Source organism: Salinicola peritrichatus (assembly GCF_003206715.1).
GTDB lineage: Bacteria > Pseudomonadota > Gammaproteobacteria > Pseudomonadales > Halomonadaceae > Salinicola > Salinicola peritrichatus.
In genome coordinates this window covers 1-17,683 of the sequence record NZ_PZJU01000067.1, presented here as the reverse complement: position 1 = coordinate 17,683, position 17,683 = coordinate 1, and the positions used below count along the sequence as shown (strand labels likewise).

14 protein-coding genes are annotated in these 17,683 nt (G+C 60.8%); 7 read left to right on the top strand and 7 right to left on the bottom strand.

The features are described from left to right. Positions 1-62: 62 nt before the first annotated feature. Genes DOM57_RS19750 through rfaD form a run of 3 tightly spaced genes read right to left on the bottom strand, consistent with a single transcriptional unit; the run spans position 63 to position 2,997 of the window. Positions 63-947, bottom strand: a complete 885-nt coding sequence (locus DOM57_RS19750; protein WP_162619609.1) for a hypothetical protein — start codon at positions 945-947, stop codon at positions 63-65. A 54-nt stretch (positions 948-1,001) separates the two neighbouring features. Then, entirely contained in the window at positions 1,002-2,036 is a 1,035-nt protein-coding gene (gene waaF / locus DOM57_RS19745; protein ID WP_110650974.1) for a lipopolysaccharide heptosyltransferase II, read from the bottom strand. After that, a complete protein-coding gene (gene rfaD, locus DOM57_RS19740; protein ID WP_110650972.1) occupies positions 2,029-2,997 on the bottom strand; it encodes an ADP-glyceromanno-heptose 6-epimerase in 969 nt (322 codons plus the stop codon). The genes waaF and rfaD overlap by 8 nt, the downstream gene beginning before the upstream one ends. Positions 2,998-3,161: 164 nt before the next feature. Here rfaD and glyQ point away from each other — a divergent pair, with 164 nt between their 5' ends. The 5 genes from glyQ to DOM57_RS19715 all read left to right on the top strand — a co-directional run bounded on the left by glyQ (position 3,162) and on the right by DOM57_RS19715 (position 10,513). Beyond that, positions 3,162-4,124 carry a glycine--tRNA ligase subunit alpha gene (gene glyQ, locus DOM57_RS19735; protein ID WP_110650978.1) on the top strand — a complete coding sequence of 321 codons (963 nt, stop codon included), beginning with the start codon at positions 3,162-3,164 and terminating at the stop codon, positions 4,122-4,124. 2 nt (positions 4,125-4,126) lie between these two features. Continuing rightward, positions 4,127-6,193: a glycine--tRNA ligase subunit beta gene (gene glyS, locus DOM57_RS19730; RefSeq protein ID WP_110650970.1), complete on the top strand. Its 2,067-nt coding sequence runs from the start codon at positions 4,127-4,129 to the stop codon at positions 6,191-6,193. Between the two features lie 398 nt (positions 6,194-6,591). Next, positions 6,592-7,632 (top strand): SDR family oxidoreductase, encoded by a 1,041-nt coding sequence (locus DOM57_RS19725; protein WP_110650968.1) that lies wholly within the window; start codon positions 6,592-6,594, stop codon positions 7,630-7,632. Positions 7,633-7,734: 102 nt separating this feature from the next. Then, positions 7,735-8,292, top strand: a complete 558-nt coding sequence (gmhB, locus tag DOM57_RS19720; protein WP_110650966.1) for a D-glycero-beta-D-manno-heptose 1,7-bisphosphate 7-phosphatase — start codon at positions 7,735-7,737, stop codon at positions 8,290-8,292. A 157-nt stretch (positions 8,293-8,449) separates the two neighbouring features. Then, complete coding sequence (locus DOM57_RS19715) at positions 8,450-10,513, top strand: AsmA family protein (RefSeq protein ID WP_110650964.1); 2,064 nt, start codon at positions 8,450-8,452, stop codon at positions 10,511-10,513. A 217-nt stretch (positions 10,514-10,730) separates the two neighbouring features. Here the strand turns inward: DOM57_RS19715 and DOM57_RS19710 are convergent, their stop codons facing one another. Further along, positions 10,731-11,144 (bottom strand): hypothetical protein, encoded by a 414-nt coding sequence (locus tag DOM57_RS19710; protein ID WP_110650962.1) that lies wholly within the window; start codon positions 11,142-11,144, stop codon positions 10,731-10,733. Positions 11,145-11,337: 193 nt separating this feature from the next. On the opposite strand from DOM57_RS19710, the gene exaC reads away from it, so the two are divergent. Then, positions 11,338-12,858: an acetaldehyde dehydrogenase ExaC gene (gene exaC / locus DOM57_RS19705; RefSeq protein ID WP_110650960.1), complete on the top strand. Its 1,521-nt coding sequence runs from the start codon at positions 11,338-11,340 to the stop codon at positions 12,856-12,858. Between the two features lie 166 nt (positions 12,859-13,024). On the opposite strand, the gene DOM57_RS19700 is transcribed toward exaC, so the two are convergent. Next, complete coding sequence (locus DOM57_RS19700) at positions 13,025-13,999, bottom strand: threo-3-hydroxy-L-aspartate ammonia-lyase (RefSeq protein ID WP_110650958.1); 975 nt, start codon at positions 13,997-13,999, stop codon at positions 13,025-13,027. Between the two features lie 162 nt (positions 14,000-14,161). Here DOM57_RS19700 and DOM57_RS19695 point away from each other — a divergent pair, with 162 nt between their 5' ends. Continuing rightward, on the top strand, positions 14,162-14,635 hold the full coding sequence (locus DOM57_RS19695; protein ID WP_110650956.1) for a GNAT family N-acetyltransferase: 474 nt from the start codon (positions 14,162-14,164) through the stop codon (positions 14,633-14,635). Positions 14,636-14,748: 113 nt separating this feature from the next. Here the strand turns inward: DOM57_RS19695 and gabT are convergent, their stop codons facing one another. Together gabT and DOM57_RS19685 are read right to left on the bottom strand one after the other, a co-directional pair. Continuing rightward, positions 14,749-16,023, bottom strand: coding sequence for a 4-aminobutyrate--2-oxoglutarate transaminase (gene gabT / locus DOM57_RS19690; RefSeq protein WP_110650954.1), 1,275 nt, complete (start codon positions 16,021-16,023; stop codon positions 14,749-14,751). A gap of 114 nt (positions 16,024-16,137) precedes the next feature. Beyond that, positions 16,138-17,562 (bottom strand): APC family permease, encoded by a 1,425-nt coding sequence (locus DOM57_RS19685; protein WP_110650952.1) that lies wholly within the window; start codon positions 17,560-17,562, stop codon positions 16,138-16,140. Between the last annotated feature and the right edge of the window lie 121 nt (positions 17,563-17,683).

The window sequence follows — 17,683 nt, the reverse complement described above, 5'->3', positions numbered from 1 at the left end:
TACTCGTTGGGTCATGAAGTCATCATCCATGTCGTTGCCGCCAGCATAACGGAGTCAGGCTGCTAGGGTATCGATGGCTTAAAAATCAGTGGCTTGAGTTCAGGGTAACGCGCCAGACAGTTAGCGAACTGTCGGTCGTTGCTGCCGCGCTTGATATTGTCTTCGTGAAGCGCCGACTCACCGGCGGCCGGTGTCGGCAAAAAATTGGCGTTACGAGGATTGATTCTGACACAGCGAGTGCCGGCCTTGAGCGAGGCCATCTTGAACCAGATGTCATCGGCGTTCGGCGCCAGGGATCGGAAGGCTTCGGCATCGAATACCATAGAGTCCAGCGCATTTGGCGGATAGAGCACTCCCCCGCTTCCGGTTGGCATCAGCAAAAAATTGGGCTGGGTGGCGCCAGGGTCCTGACGACTCTTGACCACCTGGTAGGAGACCTGCCCCGATCCCGGCGAGCTTTCGCATAACATATGGCCGCGATGACAAATGATACAGCCGGAATAGCGTTGCGCACCTTCGACCAGCCGCCGAGCCCAATCCGACGGATACATCATATCGTCATCGGCGGTGATGATGGTCGCTTCTGGATGGGCCTTCAGTGCATGCAACAGTTTGTCGTAAGAACGATAATCTTCTTTTGTGACCACGATCCGTACACCACGCCGAGTCAAGCGCGAAAGCGAGCGTGGCAAAACATCTCCAACAGTTGCCATGTCACGCTTTGAAAGATACAGATGCACGTCGAAGGCATCGAGATCCTGCTCGCAAAGAGATTCGAGCGTGGCGAAGACCTGTCGAATACGAGGTGGATGCGTGGTCAATGAGATAATGAGCCGGTCACCGCTCGAGGGAACGCGACGAGAGGATCGCAAATTCTTCCATCGGTAATGGAGAAAACGCAACACTGATAGCATCTTGCGCTTTCGCTTGGGAGTCAGTAGCGGCATGGTCGTTCTCAGGATGGGTATAATGCGGCGAGGTCTCAGTGGTTGCCGGCCGAGCTAGCATCGCATCGCCTGCTCGATACTGGCCGGCAGCATCTGTCTCAGACAATTGTGGTGGCCCAGCGGACAGGTGCGCTCGAAACAGGGCGAACAGGAAAGCCCCAGATAGTGGATCTCGGCATTGTCGGTCAGCGGCGGGGTGTAGATCGGTGACGAGGAGCCGTAGAGCACCTGGATACGCGTGCCGACGGCCGCCGCGACGTGCATCAGTCCTGAGTCGTTGGTGACCACTTGCTCGCAGGCGGCGAGCAGGTCGACCGCATCCGCCAGGCGCGTCCGGCCACACAGATTGTGGGCATGGGCCATGTCGTCGGCGATCGTTGAGCCGGCCTCGACATCCTTCGGGCCGCCCATTACCCAAACGGCATATCCCTTGCCGATCAGCATCGCAGCCAGTTCACGAAAATATTCCAGCGGCCACTGCTTGGCCGGACCATACTCGGCGCCGGGCATCATGCCGATGGCCGGGCGATCGTCGAGTCCGAGCTCATCGCGCAGTCGAGACTGGCGCTCGGCATCGACTCGCAACCGCGGTTGGGGAATGGGGAAAGCGCCGGTGGCGGCTTCCCCGGATTCGAGGCCGAGTGCGACGAAGCGCTTGACGGTCTGGTTCAGTACGCCCTTGTCGAGCTTGCGTCGATCGTTGAGCAGCACGAAGCGCTGCTCGCCGGTGAAGCCGGTGCGATGCGGGATGCCGGCCAGGAACGGCACCAGCGCCGATTTCCAGGAGCGCGGCAGCACGATGGCATGATCGAAGCGGCCTTTCAGCGAACGAGCGATCTCGCGCCGGGTGGCCCAGCCGAATTCGCCGTGTTTCACGTCGAGCGCGATCGCCTCATCGACTTCCGGCATGCGCTCGAGGATCGGCAACGACCAGCCCGGCGCCAGCACGCCGAGCGTCGCCCCGGGATAGCGCTGCTTGAGGGCGATGAACAGACTCTGTGCCATCACCATGTCACCGACCCAGGAGGGGCCGACGATCAGGATGCGTGGTGCGCCAGATTTTGCTCGAAATGTCGCGGCTTCAGCCATTCAGCCATTCCAGGTAGGCGGAGACGCCCTCGCGTACCGTCTTGAATTCGCCGTCGTAGCCCGCTTCGCGCAGGCGGCCGATATCGGCGCGGGTATAGCTCTGGTAGCGGCCCTTGAGCTCATCGGGAAAGTCGATGTATTCGATATCGCCCTTGCCGTAGAAGTCGATAGCGGTCTCGGCGATCGCCTTGAACGGCTCGGCGCGCCCGGTGCCGAGGTTGAAGATGCCGGAGACCTCGGGGTTGTCGAGGAACCATAGGTTGACGTCGACCACGTCGCCTACGTAGACGAAATCGCGGCTCTGCATGCCCGCCTCATAGCCGTCCCAGGCACCGAACAGCTTGGGATTTTCGCCGCGCCGGACCTGGCTGTGGTGATGATAGGCGACGCTCGCCATCTTGCCCTTGTGCTGTTCGCGGGGACCATAAACGTTGAAGTAGCGGAAGCCCACCACCTGGCTGGTGAATTCGTCCCAGCGCGCGCGCACGTACTGATCGAACAGCAGCTTGGAGTAGCCGTAGACGTTGAGCGGTTTCTCGTGTTCCGGCTCCTCGACGAACACCTCGCTGCCGCCATAGGTGGCGGCGGACGAAGCGTAGAGAAATGGAATGCGCTTGCTCTGGCAATACTCGAGCAGCACCTTGGAGTACTCGAAGTTGTTCTCCAGCATGAAGCGACCGTCCCACTCGGTGGTATCCGAACAGGCGCCTTCGTGGAAGATCGCCTCGATGGGGGGCAGACCGCCAAACTCGCCGCGCATCTCTCCACTCAGTTCTGCCTTCACTCGAGCGAGAAAATCGTCCTTGTCGAGATAATCACCCAGCGTGCAATCCGCCAGATTGATGAACTTGGTGCCGTCGCTGAGATCGTCGACCACCATCACGTCCCGATGGCCGCGCGCGTTGAGTGCCTTGACCAGATTGGCCCCGATGAAGCCGGCACCGCCGGTGACTACGATCATGTCGCTTTCCTCTTGTCTCGACTCGGTTGCAGGATGCGGTCACCTACGACCGCGGGGAGCGGCGCAGGGTTCGCGCCAGCCGATTGATGACGGCGCCTATAACCGATTGAGCGCTAATTGTATACTTGGCGGCTCACGAATTCATGGGCAACGGTGCGCAGTCAATGACAGAGTCGACGGCAGATGCGAAAACCTTTCAGGGGCTGATACTCGCCCTGCAGCAATATTGGGCGGAAAAGGGCTGCGTGGTGCTGCAGCCCCTCGACATGGAAGTCGGCGCCGGGACGTTTCACCCGGCCACCTTCCTGCGCTCGATCGGTCCGGAAAGCTGGAACGCCGCCTATGTCCAGCCGTCGCGCCGCCCTACCGATGGCCGCTACGGCGAAAACCCCAACCGCCTGCAGCACTACTACCAGTTTCAGGTAGTGATGAAGCCATCGCCGAAGGATCTGCAGGACCTCTATCTCGGCTCGCTGGAGCGCCTGGGCATCGATCCGCGCGTCCATGACATCCGCTTCGTCGAGGACAACTGGGAGTCGCCGACGCTGGGCGCCTGGGGGCTGGGCTGGGAAGTCTGGCTCAACGGCATGGAGGTGACCCAGTTCACCTATTTCCAGCAGGCCGGCGGACTGGAGTGCTACCCGGTCACCGGCGAGCTGACCTACGGGCTCGAACGCATCGCCATGTATCTGCAGGATGTCGACAGCGTCTACGATCTGGTGTGGACGATCGCGCCGGACGGCACCCGTGTGACTTACGGCGATGTCTACCTACAGAACGAGCGCGAACAGTCGGCCTACAATTTCGAGCATGCCGATGTGCCTTACCTGTTCGAAGCCTTCGACCACTGCGAGAGCGAGTGCAACAAGCTGCTCGAGGCCAACCTGCCGCTGCCCGCCTACGAGCAGGTGCTCAAGGCCTCGCACACCTTCAATCTGCTGGACGCGCGTCACGCCATCTCGGTCACCGAACGCCAGCGCTATATTCTGCGGGTGCGCACGCTGGCGCGTGATGTCGCCCATGCCTACTACGCCTCGCGCAAGGCCGCCGGCTTCCCGCTGGCACCGGAGGCGCTGCGCCGCGAGCTGTTGCAGGACACGTCCGAAACCAATCAGGGAGACGCATGAGCATGGCAGCCAACACCCTACTGATCGAACTGGGCGTCGAAGAGCTGCCGCCGGGCGCCCTGAGCGCTCTCGCCTTCGCCCTGCGTGACGGCATTGCCAAGGGGCTTGAGGAAGCCGAGGTACCGTTTGGTGCGACCAAGGCGCTCGCCTCGCCTCGCCGGCTCGCCGTGCGCATCGACCAGCTCGCCGACAAACAGCCCGACCGCGAGGTCGAGAAGCGCGGCCCGGCACTCGCCGCCGCCTTCAAGGATGGCCAGCCGACCAAGGCCGCCGAGGGCTTCGCCCGCTCCTGCGGTGTCTCCGTGGACGATCTGATTCATCTGGAGACCGACAAGGGCACCTGGCTCGGCTATCGCGAACGGCAGCAAGGCGAAAGCGTTCAACAGCTGCTGCCGGCGATCTTGACCAGCGCCATCAACGCTTTGCCGGTACCCAAGAATATGCGCTGGGGCGCTTCCCGCATCGAGTTCTCGCGCCCGGTACACTGGCTCGTGCTGCTCTACGGCGACCGGATCGTGCCTGCCAGCGTGCTCGGCCTGGAGGCAGGACGCACCACCCTTGGCCATCGCTTCCATGCGCCGCAACCGATCGATCTCGCCCACGCCGACGACTACGAAAGCGCACTCGAGAATGCCTATGTGCTAGTCGATCTCGAGCGCCGTCGCGAACGCATCCGTGAACAGGTATTGGCCGAGGCGGAAGTTCATGATGCCAAAGCGGTAATCGACGAGGATTTGCTCGACGAGGTCAACGGCCTGGTGGAGTGGCCCGTCGCGCTGGCCGGCAGCTTCGATGAGCGTTTCCTGGAAGTTCCCGCCGAGTGTTTGATCTCGTCGATGAAGGCCAATCAGAAGTATTTCCACCTGCTCGACACGGAAGGCAAACTCAAACCGCAGTTCATCACCATCGCCAACATCGAAAGCGAAGACCCCCAACAGGTGATCTACGGCAACGAGAAGGTGATTCGACCCCGCCTGGCTGATGCCGCCTTCTTCTTCGAAACCGATCGCAGGCAGACCCTGGAATCCCGCCGCCCCGCGCTTGCCAGCGTAGTATTCCAGCGTGAGCTGGGCTCGCTGGCCGACAAGGCCGCGCGCAGCGAGATCGTCGCCCGCTTCATTGCCGAGAAGATCGGTGGCGACACCAGCGCCGCCGCACGCGCCGCGCAGCTGGCCAAATGCGACCTGGTGACCGAAATGGTGCTCGAGTTCCCCGAACTGCAAGGCATCATGGGCACCTATTACGCTCGCCATGACGGCGAGCCGGAAGCCGTGGCCCAGGCACTGCACGAACAGTACCTGCCGCGCTTCGCCGGTGACGGAATTCCCCAGACGCAAACCGGTTTGGCGCTGGCGTTGGCGGATCGCCTAGATACTCTGACCGGCATCTTCGGAATCGGCCAACGTCCTACTGGTGCCAAGGATCCGTTCGCCCTGCGTCGCGCCACCATCGGGGTGCTTAATATCCTGATTAAAGGCGAACTGGATCTCGACTTGCGCGAGCTGCTTGAGCTGGCGGCTTCCCAGCACCGTGATCTACCGAAAGCCGAAGGCTTGGTCGACGAAGTGCTGACCTACATGCTGGATCGTTTCCGTGCCTGGGCACATGATGAAGGATTGCCGGTCGACGTCTACCTGGCAGTGCGTGCCCGTCCGGTCACTCGCCCGCTCGACTTCGCCCGCCGCCTGCGTGCCGTGCACCGTTTCGGCCAGCGGGAGGAGGCCGCGGCACTGGCCGCCGCCAACAAGCGCGTCTCCAATATCCTGACCAAGCAACAGCATGACGGGAACTCCGCCGTGGATGGTGACTTGCTGAGCGAGGAGGCGGAAATTGCGCTGGCCAACGCCATCGCCGATTGCCGTGATCAGGTCGAGCCGCTGTTCCGCGAAGCCGACTATGCCCAGGCGCTGGATATTCTGGCGACATTGCGGGCGCCAGTGGATCGCTTCTTCGATGAAGTCATGGTCGTGGTTGACGACGACGCCATTCGCGCCAATCGCCTGGCGCTGCTGGCCAGCCTGCAGGCGCTGTTCCTGGAAATCGCCGACATCGCCGAGCTACAGCAGTAACGTTTCACGTGAAACGGATAGAACGCCCGGTAGTCTGAATGGACTGAAACCGGGCTTTCTTTTTCTTTTGTCTTCCCTCCTCCCTCCGTGCTCGCAGCAGATGTTTCACGTGAAACGTTCCGTCCTGGGCGAAACGCACAGCCTGAGCCAGAATGAAGCGGCTCGACTATTTCCTCGAATTCCTATTTTGCATGGGTCGGTTGGTTTATTAACCAAGAAAAATATCGGTCCATCTTGAATACTTTGAAGCATGGTCGTGATGACATAGGTCCGGGATCAATGAACACCGCCTATGCTGAGCAACGGCATATCGATGTTCTGGTATCGCCGTGACGCAAGAAATATCCATGCGACTCACAGCACAGGCGAACGTTTCACGTGAAACAGGAAGGATAGACATGAAAGCATTGATTGCAGGCGCCAGCGGCATCATTGGCCATGGCGCGCACGAAGCATTGAAGGCACATGGTGCCGAGGTCAAGGGACTCGGCCGGCGTCCTATTGAAGGTATCGATACCGTTACGGTGGATCTGACCAATGCCGAGGAAACGCTGGCCAGGATCCGCGAGCAGGCGGCAGACACCACCCACCTGTTCTACGCCGCGCTGGCTCCCGACCCCGACCTGGCCATAGAAGCGGAACGCAACGGCCGAATGCTGGACAATCTGCTCAATGCTCTGGAGCAGGCCCAGGCGCCCCTGGAGCGCGTGGTCATCTATCAGGGCTTCAAGATCTATGGCATCCATCTCGGTGCCCAGGTGCCGACGCCGGCACGGGAGTCCGATCCCAGTCACATGCCACCGAACCTCTACCAGTCGCAGGAAGCGATGCTGGCCAGGCGCGCGAAAACCGCCAGGTGGGATTATGTCGCACTGCGCCCGGATGTCGTTGTCAGCGGCAATATCAACGGCAACCCAATGAACATCGCCACGGTCATCGGCGCATTCGCGGCGATCTCGCGTGAGCTGGACGTTCCCCTACGCTACCCGGGCAACGAGACCGCATATCGTGTGCTGATGCAGATAACCGACGCCGCCCTGCTGGGCGAGGCCAGTGTCTGGGCCGCCGAAGCCGAGGGCATCGGTGGCGAGGCATTCAATGTCACCAATGGCGACATTTTCCGCTGGGAGCGTATGTGGCGGGATATCGCCAACTACTTCGATTTGCAGACCGCCAGTCCGGTTCCGCTCGATCTCGAAAAACACATGGGCGACAAGCAGCCGCTATGGGAGCGCATCGCGGAGAAACATGGCCTCGCGGAACACCGCCTGGACCGCGTCGTCCAGTGGGGCTTCGGAAACTTCGTATTCAACACCGAAACCGATGTTATCTCGGACGTCAACAAAATCTACCGCTATGGTTTCACGCCGCGTCTCGACTCACGCGAATCCTTGTTCGCGGCCTTCGATCGGCTGCGTGAAAGAAAGATCATTCCCTGATCCCACTCAAGGCGGTATGTTTCACGTGAAACGTACCGCTTTCTTTGCACCCGGCCGACCCAGCCACGATAATCGACGCATTCACATCGAGCCGAGACCCTTATGACCCGACTCGTCATCCTCGATCGCGATGGCGTCATCAATCAGGATTCCGATGCCTACATCAAGTCGCTCGATGAGTGGCAACCCTACCCTTCCGCCATCCAGGCTATCGCTCGCCTGACCCAAGCCGGTTGGACGGTCGCCATCGCCACCAACCAGTCGGGAATCGGCAGGGGTTACTATGACGTTGCCACGTTGGAACGAATCCACCGACGCCTGCTCTCGCTAGTCAAAGCGGCCGGCGGTGAGATTGCCACGATCGCCTACTGTCCCCACCTTCCTGAAGATGGCTGTGAATGTCGCAAGCCGAAACCGGGATTGCTGTACCGAATTCAGCGCGGGCTCGCTCTCGATACCCTCGCGGATAGCTGGATGGTGGGCGATAGCCTGCGTGATATCCAGGCTGGCCTCGCGGCGGGCTGCCGTACCGCCCTGACCAGAACCGGCAAGGGCCGGCGTTACGAAGCCGAGGTACGCTCTATGTCGCCCGTGACATGGATATGCGAGGACCTGATGGATTTCGCGGAGCAGCTTATCAACGAGCCTGACTTACCGTAGCCGTAGCCGTAGCCGTAGCCGTAGCCGTAGCCGTAGCCCAAAATTGTTCCACGTGAAACGTCGGTCCCGAGGCGTGGGACTGGGACTACGTTAAGTCACAAACGCCCCTGAGCCTGTCGGCTATGCTTGAGACAAGTCCAAAGCAAAGGATGGCGTCATGACGCTAGGAAAGAAAGTCGGCTTGTGGGTGCTGGTGATTTTGCTGTTGGTACTAGTTGCGCTGGTTATCATCGTGGCGACCTTTGACTGGAATTATTTCAAGCCAACGATCAACGAGCGAGTATCGCAGACGTTGAATCGCCCCTTCGCCATCGAAGGCGATCTCGACGTCAGCTGGCAGTGGCCAAATGATCAATCCGGATGGCATGGCTGGATTCCCTGGCCGCATCTACATGCCGAAGACATCCATCTGGGCAGCCCTGAGGGCGTCACTGATGCCGACCTTGCCAGCCTCGCCGCGCTGGATGTGGTGTTGTCGCCGATACCCTTGTTCGAGCATGAGGTTTCGATACCCAGCATTTCGCTAAGTGGTGGGGAGGCAACGCTGGCTCGCCTGGAAGATGGCAGCAACAACTGGACCTTCGATTTGGGCAGTGAGAACCCGGACACTCAGGCGGCTGATTCCTCCGATAGCGACTGGACCGTGAATATCGGCAGCATCGATTTCGAGCCGATTTCCCTTCATTATGACGATGCCATGCTGGCTGCCGATGTCGACGCCACCTTGACACTGCTGGGCAAGCCTATCGCCTTCTCCGAGCTTAACGCCGAGGATAGCGCCGCCGGCGGGTCGGCAGCCGAAGAGGACATAGTGGATTACCGATTCGGCTGGCAAGCCAAGGGCAACTATCGCGGCCAGTCATTCCAGGGCAATGGTCGCCTGGGCGGTCTCGAGGCGCTACGCCAACGCGACGCTGCCTATCCAGTTCAGGCCGATGTCCAGGCCGGCGCGACCAAGGTTGCGCTCAATGGCACACTAAGGGATCCGCTGGCGCCGAAGGCGATCGATATGGATCTCAGTTTTTCGGGCCAGAATCTCGGCGATCTATATCGAGTGATCGGTGTCACGCTTCCGGATACCCCTCCCTACTCCACCAATGGCCACTTGACCGCCGACTTGACAGACCGGGAGACGCTGACATTTCGCTATCGCGACTTCAATGGCCAGGTCGGCGACAGCGACATCCACGGCGATCTCACTTATCGCATGGGCGAACCACGCCCTTCACTGACTGGAGAGGTCGTCTCCCGGCAGCTGCGCTTCGCCGATCTGGCTCCCCTGATAGGTGCCGACTCCAACACCGAGAAAGCCGAGCGCGGCGAGACCAGCCAACAACCGGAAGACAAGGTTCTCCCCGTGGAAACGTTCGATACCGAACAATGGAAAGCCATGGACGCGGACGTCAAGTTCACCGCGCAACGTATCGAACATGGAGAGTCGCTGCCATTGGAGGATATCTATACCCATGTCCGGCTCGACGACGGTGAAATCCTGCTCGATCCGCTGCGCTTCGGTGTCGCCGACGGCAACCTCAACACCACCCTGCGTCTGGACGGCAGCCAGGATCCGATGCAGAGCCGAGTCGACATGCATATACGCCGCCTGAGCCTAAGCAAGCTCTTCCCGGACGTGGAATTGATGCAGAACAGTCATGGCGAACTCAATGGCGATGCCTCGCTCAGCGGTACCGGCAACTCCGTGGCAGCGATCCTGGGCAGCAGCAATGGTAACCTGCGGATATTGGTCAGTGACGGTCTGATCAGCCAGAATCTCATGGAGCTGGCCGGCCTCAATGTCGGCAACTATCTGGTTGGCCAACTGTTCGGCGATGAACAGGTACGCATCAATTGCGCCGCTACCGACCTGGAGGTCAATGATGGTCTCGCCCGCCCGCGTTTCTTCATCATCGATACCGAAAACGCACTGGTAAAAATCGATGGTACGGTCAATTTCGCCAATGAAGCACTCGATCTCACCATCGAGCCGGAAAGCAAGGGTCCGCGAGTTTTCACGCTGCGTTCCCCGCTCTATGTCAGAGGCACGTTCAAGAATCCCTCTCCCGGCGTCGATGCCGAATCCTTGATTGCACGAGGTGCGGTGAGTGCCTTTCTGGGCACGGTGGCCACTCCGGTGGCGGCGTTGCTGGCGCTGGTCTCGCCGAGTGCCGACGAAACGACACCCTGCAATGACTTCTTGAGCCAGATTCAGACGGGAGAATGAGAGGCCGGGTGTTTCACGTGAAACCACTATTCAGGGAATACTTCGAGACAAGGCTCTTTGCGTGGCCGTGCGCATTTGTCAGATGATTCGAAAATGGTCCGCTAATCGAGAAAGAGGCTCGCCGGCATGGGCGATCCCGTACGCCAAGGAAAAGAGACCCGACACTAGGCGAAGTGAGTGTCGGGCCTGGAGGCAAGGGGATGGGATGGGCACGGGGTCAGCGTTGCGCGTGATCGTTGGCAGCACCTTGATACTGCTGCCCCAATGCCTCCAGCGCGCCGATGATCTTCTCGACCTCGGCATCGAACCGCTGTTGCTGTTGCATGTAGAAGTGGCGCGTATAGGAAGCGCCCTTGTGTTTTTCGACCAACTGGGAGAATTGTTCCTCGAGCTGCTCGGTGTGGAAACGCAACCGCTCGGTGAGAAACTCGGCATGTCCCTGATGACAAGCCACATCCATCAAGGCTCTCACCTGAACCGTCAGCAGATACAGCTGAAGCACGTTGCGATCCTGAACTTCCTTCTGCGTGGAGACGCTATCATCGAGCAGGTTGATCGAACTCATCTGGCAGCAGCCGCTGTCGTCGGCCAGCGGGCGATTCTGAGTCGATTGATCTCGAGTCTGCAACATGGTCAGACCCTCCTTAGGTCGTTGAACCACACGGTTCATAGTAACACCGCGACACTGCCTGACCGTTCATCATTGGTCGAAGGGCTACGCGCCATCAGGGTCGCCTAAAGCGTAATGGCGAGAGCGCATCAAGGGGCGCAAATTGGTAGAGAAATCCAGCAATCGGTCACCGATTCAACAGGAGCACCTCACCATGCGTTACGCCAACCCGAATACCTCGGACGCCATCACCCAGTTCGAGAAGCGCTATGACAACTATATCGGCGGTGAATGGATACCACCGGCCGAGGGACGATATTTCGAGAACATCACGCCAGTCACCGGCGAAGTCTTCTGTGAGGTCGCTCGTTCCAGCCAGAAGGATATCGACCTGGCGCTGGATGCCGCTCACAAGGCTGCCCCCGGCTGGGGCAAAACCTCCGTTCAGGAACGTTCAACGCTGCTACTCAAGATCGCGGATCGTTTGGAGCAGAATCTGGAAATGCTGGCCGTCGCGGAAACCTGGGACAACGGCAAGGCCGTACGCGAGACATTGGCCGCCGATATCCCGCTGGCCATCGACCACTTCCGCTACTTCGCCGGTTGCATTCGTGCCCAGGAAGGCACCACTGCCGAGATCGACGAGAACACCGCCTCCTATCACTTCCACGAGCCGCTCGGCGTCGTCGGCCAGATCATCCCCTGGAACTTTCCGATCCTGATGGCTACCTGGAAGCTCGCGCCGGCACTGGCCGCGGGTAACTGCGTCGTGCTCAAGCCGGCCGAGCAGACCCCGGTCTCGATCTTCAAGGTCATCGAGGTGATTCATGACCTGCTGCCCAAAGGTGTGATCAATATCGTCAACGGTTACGGCGAAGAGGCCGGGCAGGCACTCGCCACCAGTAAGCGCATCGCCAAGATTGCCTTTACCGGTTCCACGCCCATCGGCTCGCACATCATGAAATGCGCTGCGGAGAACATCATTCCCTCGACTGTGGAGCTGGGCGGCAAGTCGCCGAACATCTATTTCGAGGATGTCATGTCCGCAGAGCCTGCGTTCATCGACAAGTGTGCCGAAGGCCTGGTGATGGGCTTCCTCAATCAGGGCGAAGTCTGTACCTGCCCTTCTCGCGCCCTGGTCCAGGAAAGCATCTACGACGAGTTCATGTCGCGTGTCATCGAACGGATCAAGAAGATCAAGCGCGGCCATCCGCTGGATACCGAAACCCAGGTCGGTGCCCAGGCTTCGCAAGAGCAGTTCGACAAGATCATGTCCTATATGGACGTGGCACGAGGCGAAGGCGCCGAATTCCTGGCCGGCGGCGAGCGGGAGTCACTTGGCGATGAGCTATCCCGCGGCTACTACATTCAGCCGACTCTGCTGAAGGGCACCAACAAGATGCGGGTGTTCCAGGAGGAGATCTTCGGGCCGGTGGTGTCGGTCACGACGTTCAAGGATGAAGCGGAAGCACTGGCCATTGCCAACGATACGGAATTCGGCCTCGGCGCCGGCGTCTGGACCCGCGACATCAACCGCGCCTACCGCATGGGTCGTGGCATTCAGGCTGGCCGCGTATGGACCAATTGCTATCACCAGTATCCGGCCCATGCCGCCTTCGGGGGTTACAAGAAATCCGGCGTCGGTCGCGAAACCCACAAGATGGTGCTGGAGCACTATCAGCAGACCAAGAACCTGCTGATCAGCTACGACATCAATCCCATGGGATTCTTCTAACTATCTGACCAGGCGTTCCGATGGCATCGGAGCGCCTGAGGTCGACGGCTGCCCCGTCGATCATCGCGGCGGGCCTGTCCTGAGGAGATCGACATCAGGCATGCCCGCCGCTTCTCTGTCAGCAACATGGTCAGTCACATGTCGTCAGCGATGTGTTTCATGTAGGCTATTCCTTCGCGCCCTGAATCAGCTCGGCGAACCGGTTCAGGTCGACGTTCCCTCCGGACAGGATGATTCCTACCCGCTGCCCCTCGACGGCCACCCGGCCACTCAGGGCCGCTGCCGCCGCCAGGCAACCGGTCGGCTCGATGAACTGCTTCATCCGCCCGGCCATGAAGCTCATGGCATGAACGAGCTCGGCATCGCTCACGGTAACGATGTCGTCGACGCACTCTCGAAGTACCGGGAACGTCAGGCTGCCCAAGGCCTGGGTCTGGGCGCCGTCGGCGATGGTGCGCGGCGTGGCGATGGAAACGATCTCGCCGCTGGCCAGGCTTCTCTGCGCATCGTTGCCGGCTTCCGGCTCGACCCCGATCACACGACAATGGGGATATCGCGCCCTGGCGACCGTGGCACAACCGGAGAGCAGCCCGCCGCCCCCCAGAGGCACCAGCAGCGTATCGAGCTCACCAACTTCATCGAACAGCTCCTTGGCGGCAGTGCCCTGCCCGGCCATCACGTGGGGATGGTTGAACGGCGGGATCAGTGTCAGGCCCTCGGCCTCGGCGAGCTCGCGACCCAGCGCTTCACGATCCTGGGTATAGCGATCGTAGAGCACCACTTCTGCGCCATACCCCCGCGTGGCAGCGATCTTGATCGCCGGGGCATCTTCCGGCATGACGATGACGGCGCGAATGCCATGCAGCCTGGCCGACAGCGCAATCGCCTGCGCATGATTGCCCGAGGAGAACGCGATGACGCCGGCAGCCTTCTGTGCGGCGTCGAACTGGTTGATGGCGTTGTAACCGCCCCGAAACTTGAACGCGCCGATACGCTGGAGATGTTCCGCCTTGAAGTGAAGCGCCGCGCCGACAAGATCGTCTGCCGTCGTCGAGCGCAGCACCGGTGTTCGATGCGCGATTCCCTCCAGCCGCCGGTGCGCCGCCACCACGTCGTCGTAATCGATTGCCAGATTGCTCATGTCGTCATCGCTCTCCCAAGAATCATCGCCACTGACATTTTTCGAGGCGCTGCGTAAGATGCCGTTCCGAATGCCTGGATACGTATCGTCCGTATTCAGATGTCCGTATCCAGATAAAGTGCTTCGATCATGATGGCTGAACGGCGGCGAAGGAAGAGACAGATGGCATCATACGACTGGACATGGCACACCGGCCCCGAGCTCGATCCCGGCAAGCTCTATGCGCTGCTGTCGTTGCGGGTGGCCGTGTTCGTGGTGGAACAGCAGTGCCCCTACCAAGAGCTGGATGGCCACGATCTGCACGCCTCGACGCATCATCTGAGGGTGCTGACGAAGCATCATCTCGCGGCGACGTTACGTCTCAAGGTGCCGGAGGAGAGAGATAAGCCCGTTTCCATCGGTCGCGTGGTCATCGATCCCGACCACCGCGGCAACGGTCTTGGCCATGATCTGCTGCAAGCCGCACTGATGCGAATCGAATCGCTCTGGCCCGGCCGAAATGCAGCGCTTTCCGCGCAAGCCCATCTGCAAAGCTTCTATGACCGCCACGGATTCGCACCGATGGGGGATGTCTATCTGGAGGATGGCATTCCGCATATCGCCATGCAGCGGAATGCCGATCAGCAGGAAAAGTAAGCGGTCACTGACATCCGCGTGCAGGCATGCCGCCATGAAAAAACCGACGCTGGTCGCCAGCGTCGGTTTCTTGTGATGACCACGACCGTCCGTCAATGGACGGCGGCTGTCGATCAGGCGCCGAATTCGCTCAGCATGGTCTCGATCAGATCGAGCCCTTCCCCGAGCACCTCGTCACTGATGGTGACCGGCATCAGGAAGCGGATCGTGTTGGCATACAGGCCGCAGGAGAGCAGGATCAAGCCACGCTCGCGCGCCTCGCGACACAGCTTGCCGGCCAGCTCGGCGTTCGGCGCACCGCTCTCGCCACTGACCAGATCGAATGCCGCCATGGCGCCCAGGTTGCGCACGTTGGCAACGCTGGCGTACTCCTGCTGCCACTTGTCGAAACGCGCCCTGAGCTTCTCGCCCAGCGCCTGGCTCTTCTCCAGAATGCGCTCTTCCTCGAACACTTCCAGCACCGCCAGCACCGCAGCGCAGGAAACCGGGCTGCCGGTATAGGTGCCGCCCAGCGAGTTGCCGCCGGAGGCATCCATCACCTTGTCCGTACCCACGACCGCGGAGATCGGCATGCCGTCCGCCATGCTCTTGGCCATGGTCATGATGTCCGGCTCGACGCCGCTGTGCTCGATGGCAAACAGCTTGCCGGTCCGTCCGAAGCCGGACTGCACCTCGTCGACGACCATCAGGATGCCGTGCTCGTCGCATATCTCGCGGATCGCTTTCAGGAAGCTCGCAGGCGCCGCATGGAAGCCACCCTCGCCCAGCACCGGCTCGATCACGATCGCTGCGGTGTCGTTGACGTTGGCGTCGGTCTTCAGTGTCATCTTCAGATGGCGCAGCGCCTCTTCCTCGCTGACGCCGACGGACGGCACCGGATAGGGCGCGCGATAGACCTGGCCAGGCATCGGGCCGAAGTCGTTACGATACGGCGCCACCTTGCCGTTCATCGCCATGGTCATGAACGTCCGGCCATGGTAGCCGCCAGTGAAGCAGATCACGCTGGAACGACCGGTGGCGGCGCGCGCCACCTTGACCGCGTTCTCCAGTGCCTCGGCGCCGGAGTTGGCCAGCATCACCTTGGCGTGGCCGCGTACCGGCGTCAACTCGCTGAGCTTCTGCGCCACCCGCACGTATCCCTCGTACGGCATGACGGTCTGGCAGGTATGCATCACCTTGTCGAGCTGCGCCTTGACCGCCTCGACCACCTTCGGATGACGATGGCCGATGTTGAGCACGCCGATACCACCGGCAAAATCGATGAAACGCTTACCGTCCTCGTCCCATAGCTCGGCATTCTCGGCACGGGCGGCGAACTGGCCGGCGGGGCTTGCCGCCCCGTTGGCGACGTAGCGCTGCTTGAGTTCGTTGAGTTCCGCATTGCTCATGGATTTACTCGTCATGGAACACTCCTCCTGACGCGGCATCGGCTGCCGCTAACGTGGATTGCGCGTCGTCGTCGGCTTCGGCAGGCGGCGCGCCATGAAAATCGGGATGCCGGCCTACGGCTGGTTGTCGTAGGCCGCCTTGATCAAACGATCGCCCATCTCTCGACCGTAGTGCTGTCGAGCCCATCCGTACAGTGCCAATCCGGCGATCATCCAGCCGCCGAAGATGGACCACTCGACGGGCGTCAGCGCCGACGGGCTACCGGGCAGGTAGAGACAGGTCATGCCCAGCGACAGCAGCACCGCCAGCACGCCGACCAGCTTGCCGGCACCGACATGGTAAGGACGCGGCATGTCGGGTTCGCGATAGCGCAGGATCAGAAACGACAGCGCCACGAACAGATAGGCAAGCACGATGCCCAGCCCGCCAGCGTCGACCAGCCATACCAGCGCCGGGCGGCCGAAGAAGGGCGCAGCGGTGGAAAGCACGCCGATCAGGATGATCGCGTTGGTCGGTGTCTTGTAGCGGGGATGCAGCTTGCCGAGGAAGGCGGGAAGCATGCCGGAATGGGCCAGTGCGTAGATCGCCCGCGAGCCACCGATGTAGAACGCGTTCCAGCTGGTGATGATCCCGGCGATGCCCGCCAGCACCATCAGGTTACCGGCCCAGGAAGCATCGAATACCGCCGTCATCGCGTCCGGAACGCTGAGAGAACTGCCCTGTAGCGCTTCGTTGTCGAGCATCAGGCTGGTACCGAGGATGATCAGGGTATACCAGCACACCGCCATGATGACCGAAAGCACCAGCACCTTGCCGATGTCCCGGAACGGCAGGTTGATCTCTTCCGCCGCCTGGGGAATGACGTCGAAACCGACGAACAGAAACGGCACCAGCACCAGTACCGCCACGATACCGCCGATCGCTCCGTGTTCACCACTGGCGAACAGCGGCTGCATGTTGCCGCCGTCACCGGTGAACAGCGACCCGGTCACGAACATCACCCCCGCCACCAGAATCAATCCGGTCACGACCTTCTGCAGCAGCGCGGCGGTGGAGATTCCCAGATAGTTGACCACCATCATCACGATCGAGCCGATCACACCGACCGCGACCCAGGTCGCCTTGACCTCCCAGCCGGCGATGGTCCACAGATCGCCGACGGCGTAACCGGGAAACAGATGCTCGAATACCGTGGGTAGCGCCACGGCTTCGAAGGACGCCACGCTGACGTAGCCCAGCACGATGCTCCAGGTACAGACGAACGAGGCGAAATGACCGAGCGCACGGTAACTGTAGACGTGTTCGCCACCGACTTGTGGCATGGCAGACGCCAGTTCGGCGTAAGTCAGCCCCACCAGCAGCACGGCAATACCACCGATCACGAAGGCAAGCATGGCGCCCACGCTGCCGCCATCGAGAATGGCACTGCCGGTAAGGACGATCCAGCCCCAGCCGATCATGGCGCCAAAGGCCAGGGCAAGGACATCCGCACGAGCCAGGACTCGCACGAACTCCGGAGGTTGAGAAGCGTTCGACATGACGGGATTCTCTTCAGGTTGTTATTGATAAGCCGACCGTTTCTGGAGCAACCCAGTGCTCGGCCCTGACGCCACGCTACCACCCCGGCGCCTCGTCGGGACTAGACTGTAGTGGTCAACT

Bases quoted from the DNA above. Each gene is read 5' to 3' on its own strand.
- DOM57_RS19750 (WP_162619609.1), bottom strand. From the start codon at position 947: ATGCCGCTACTGACTCCCAAGCGAAAGCGCAAGATGCTATCAGTGTTG.
- waaF (WP_110650974.1), bottom strand. From the start codon at position 2,036: ATGGCTGAAGCCGCGACATTTCGAGCAAAATCTGGCGCACCACGCATC.
- rfaD (WP_110650972.1), bottom strand. From the start codon at position 2,997: ATGATCGTAGTCACCGGCGGTGCCGGCTTCATCGGGGCCAATCTGGTC.
- glyQ (WP_110650978.1), top strand. From the start codon at position 3,162: ATGACAGAGTCGACGGCAGATGCGAAAACCTTTCAGGGGCTGATACTC.
- glyS (WP_110650970.1), top strand. From the start codon at position 4,127: ATGGCAGCCAACACCCTACTGATCGAACTGGGCGTCGAAGAGCTGCCG.
- DOM57_RS19725 (WP_110650968.1), top strand. From the start codon at position 6,592: ATGAAAGCATTGATTGCAGGCGCCAGCGGCATCATTGGCCATGGCGCG.
- gmhB (WP_110650966.1), top strand. From the start codon at position 7,735: ATGACCCGACTCGTCATCCTCGATCGCGATGGCGTCATCAATCAGGAT.
- DOM57_RS19715 (WP_110650964.1), top strand. From the start codon at position 8,450: ATGACGCTAGGAAAGAAAGTCGGCTTGTGGGTGCTGGTGATTTTGCTG.
- DOM57_RS19710 (WP_110650962.1), bottom strand. From the start codon at position 11,144: ATGTTGCAGACTCGAGATCAATCGACTCAGAATCGCCCGCTGGCCGAC.
- exaC (WP_110650960.1), top strand. From the start codon at position 11,338: ATGCGTTACGCCAACCCGAATACCTCGGACGCCATCACCCAGTTCGAG.
- DOM57_RS19700 (WP_110650958.1), bottom strand. From the start codon at position 13,999: ATGAGCAATCTGGCAATCGATTACGACGACGTGGTGGCGGCGCACCGG.
- DOM57_RS19695 (WP_110650956.1), top strand. From the start codon at position 14,162: ATGGCATCATACGACTGGACATGGCACACCGGCCCCGAGCTCGATCCC.
- gabT (WP_110650954.1), bottom strand. From the start codon at position 16,023: ATGAGCAATGCGGAACTCAACGAACTCAAGCAGCGCTACGTCGCCAAC.
- DOM57_RS19685 (WP_110650952.1), bottom strand. From the start codon at position 17,562: ATGTCGAACGCTTCTCAACCTCCGGAGTTCGTGCGAGTCCTGGCTCGT.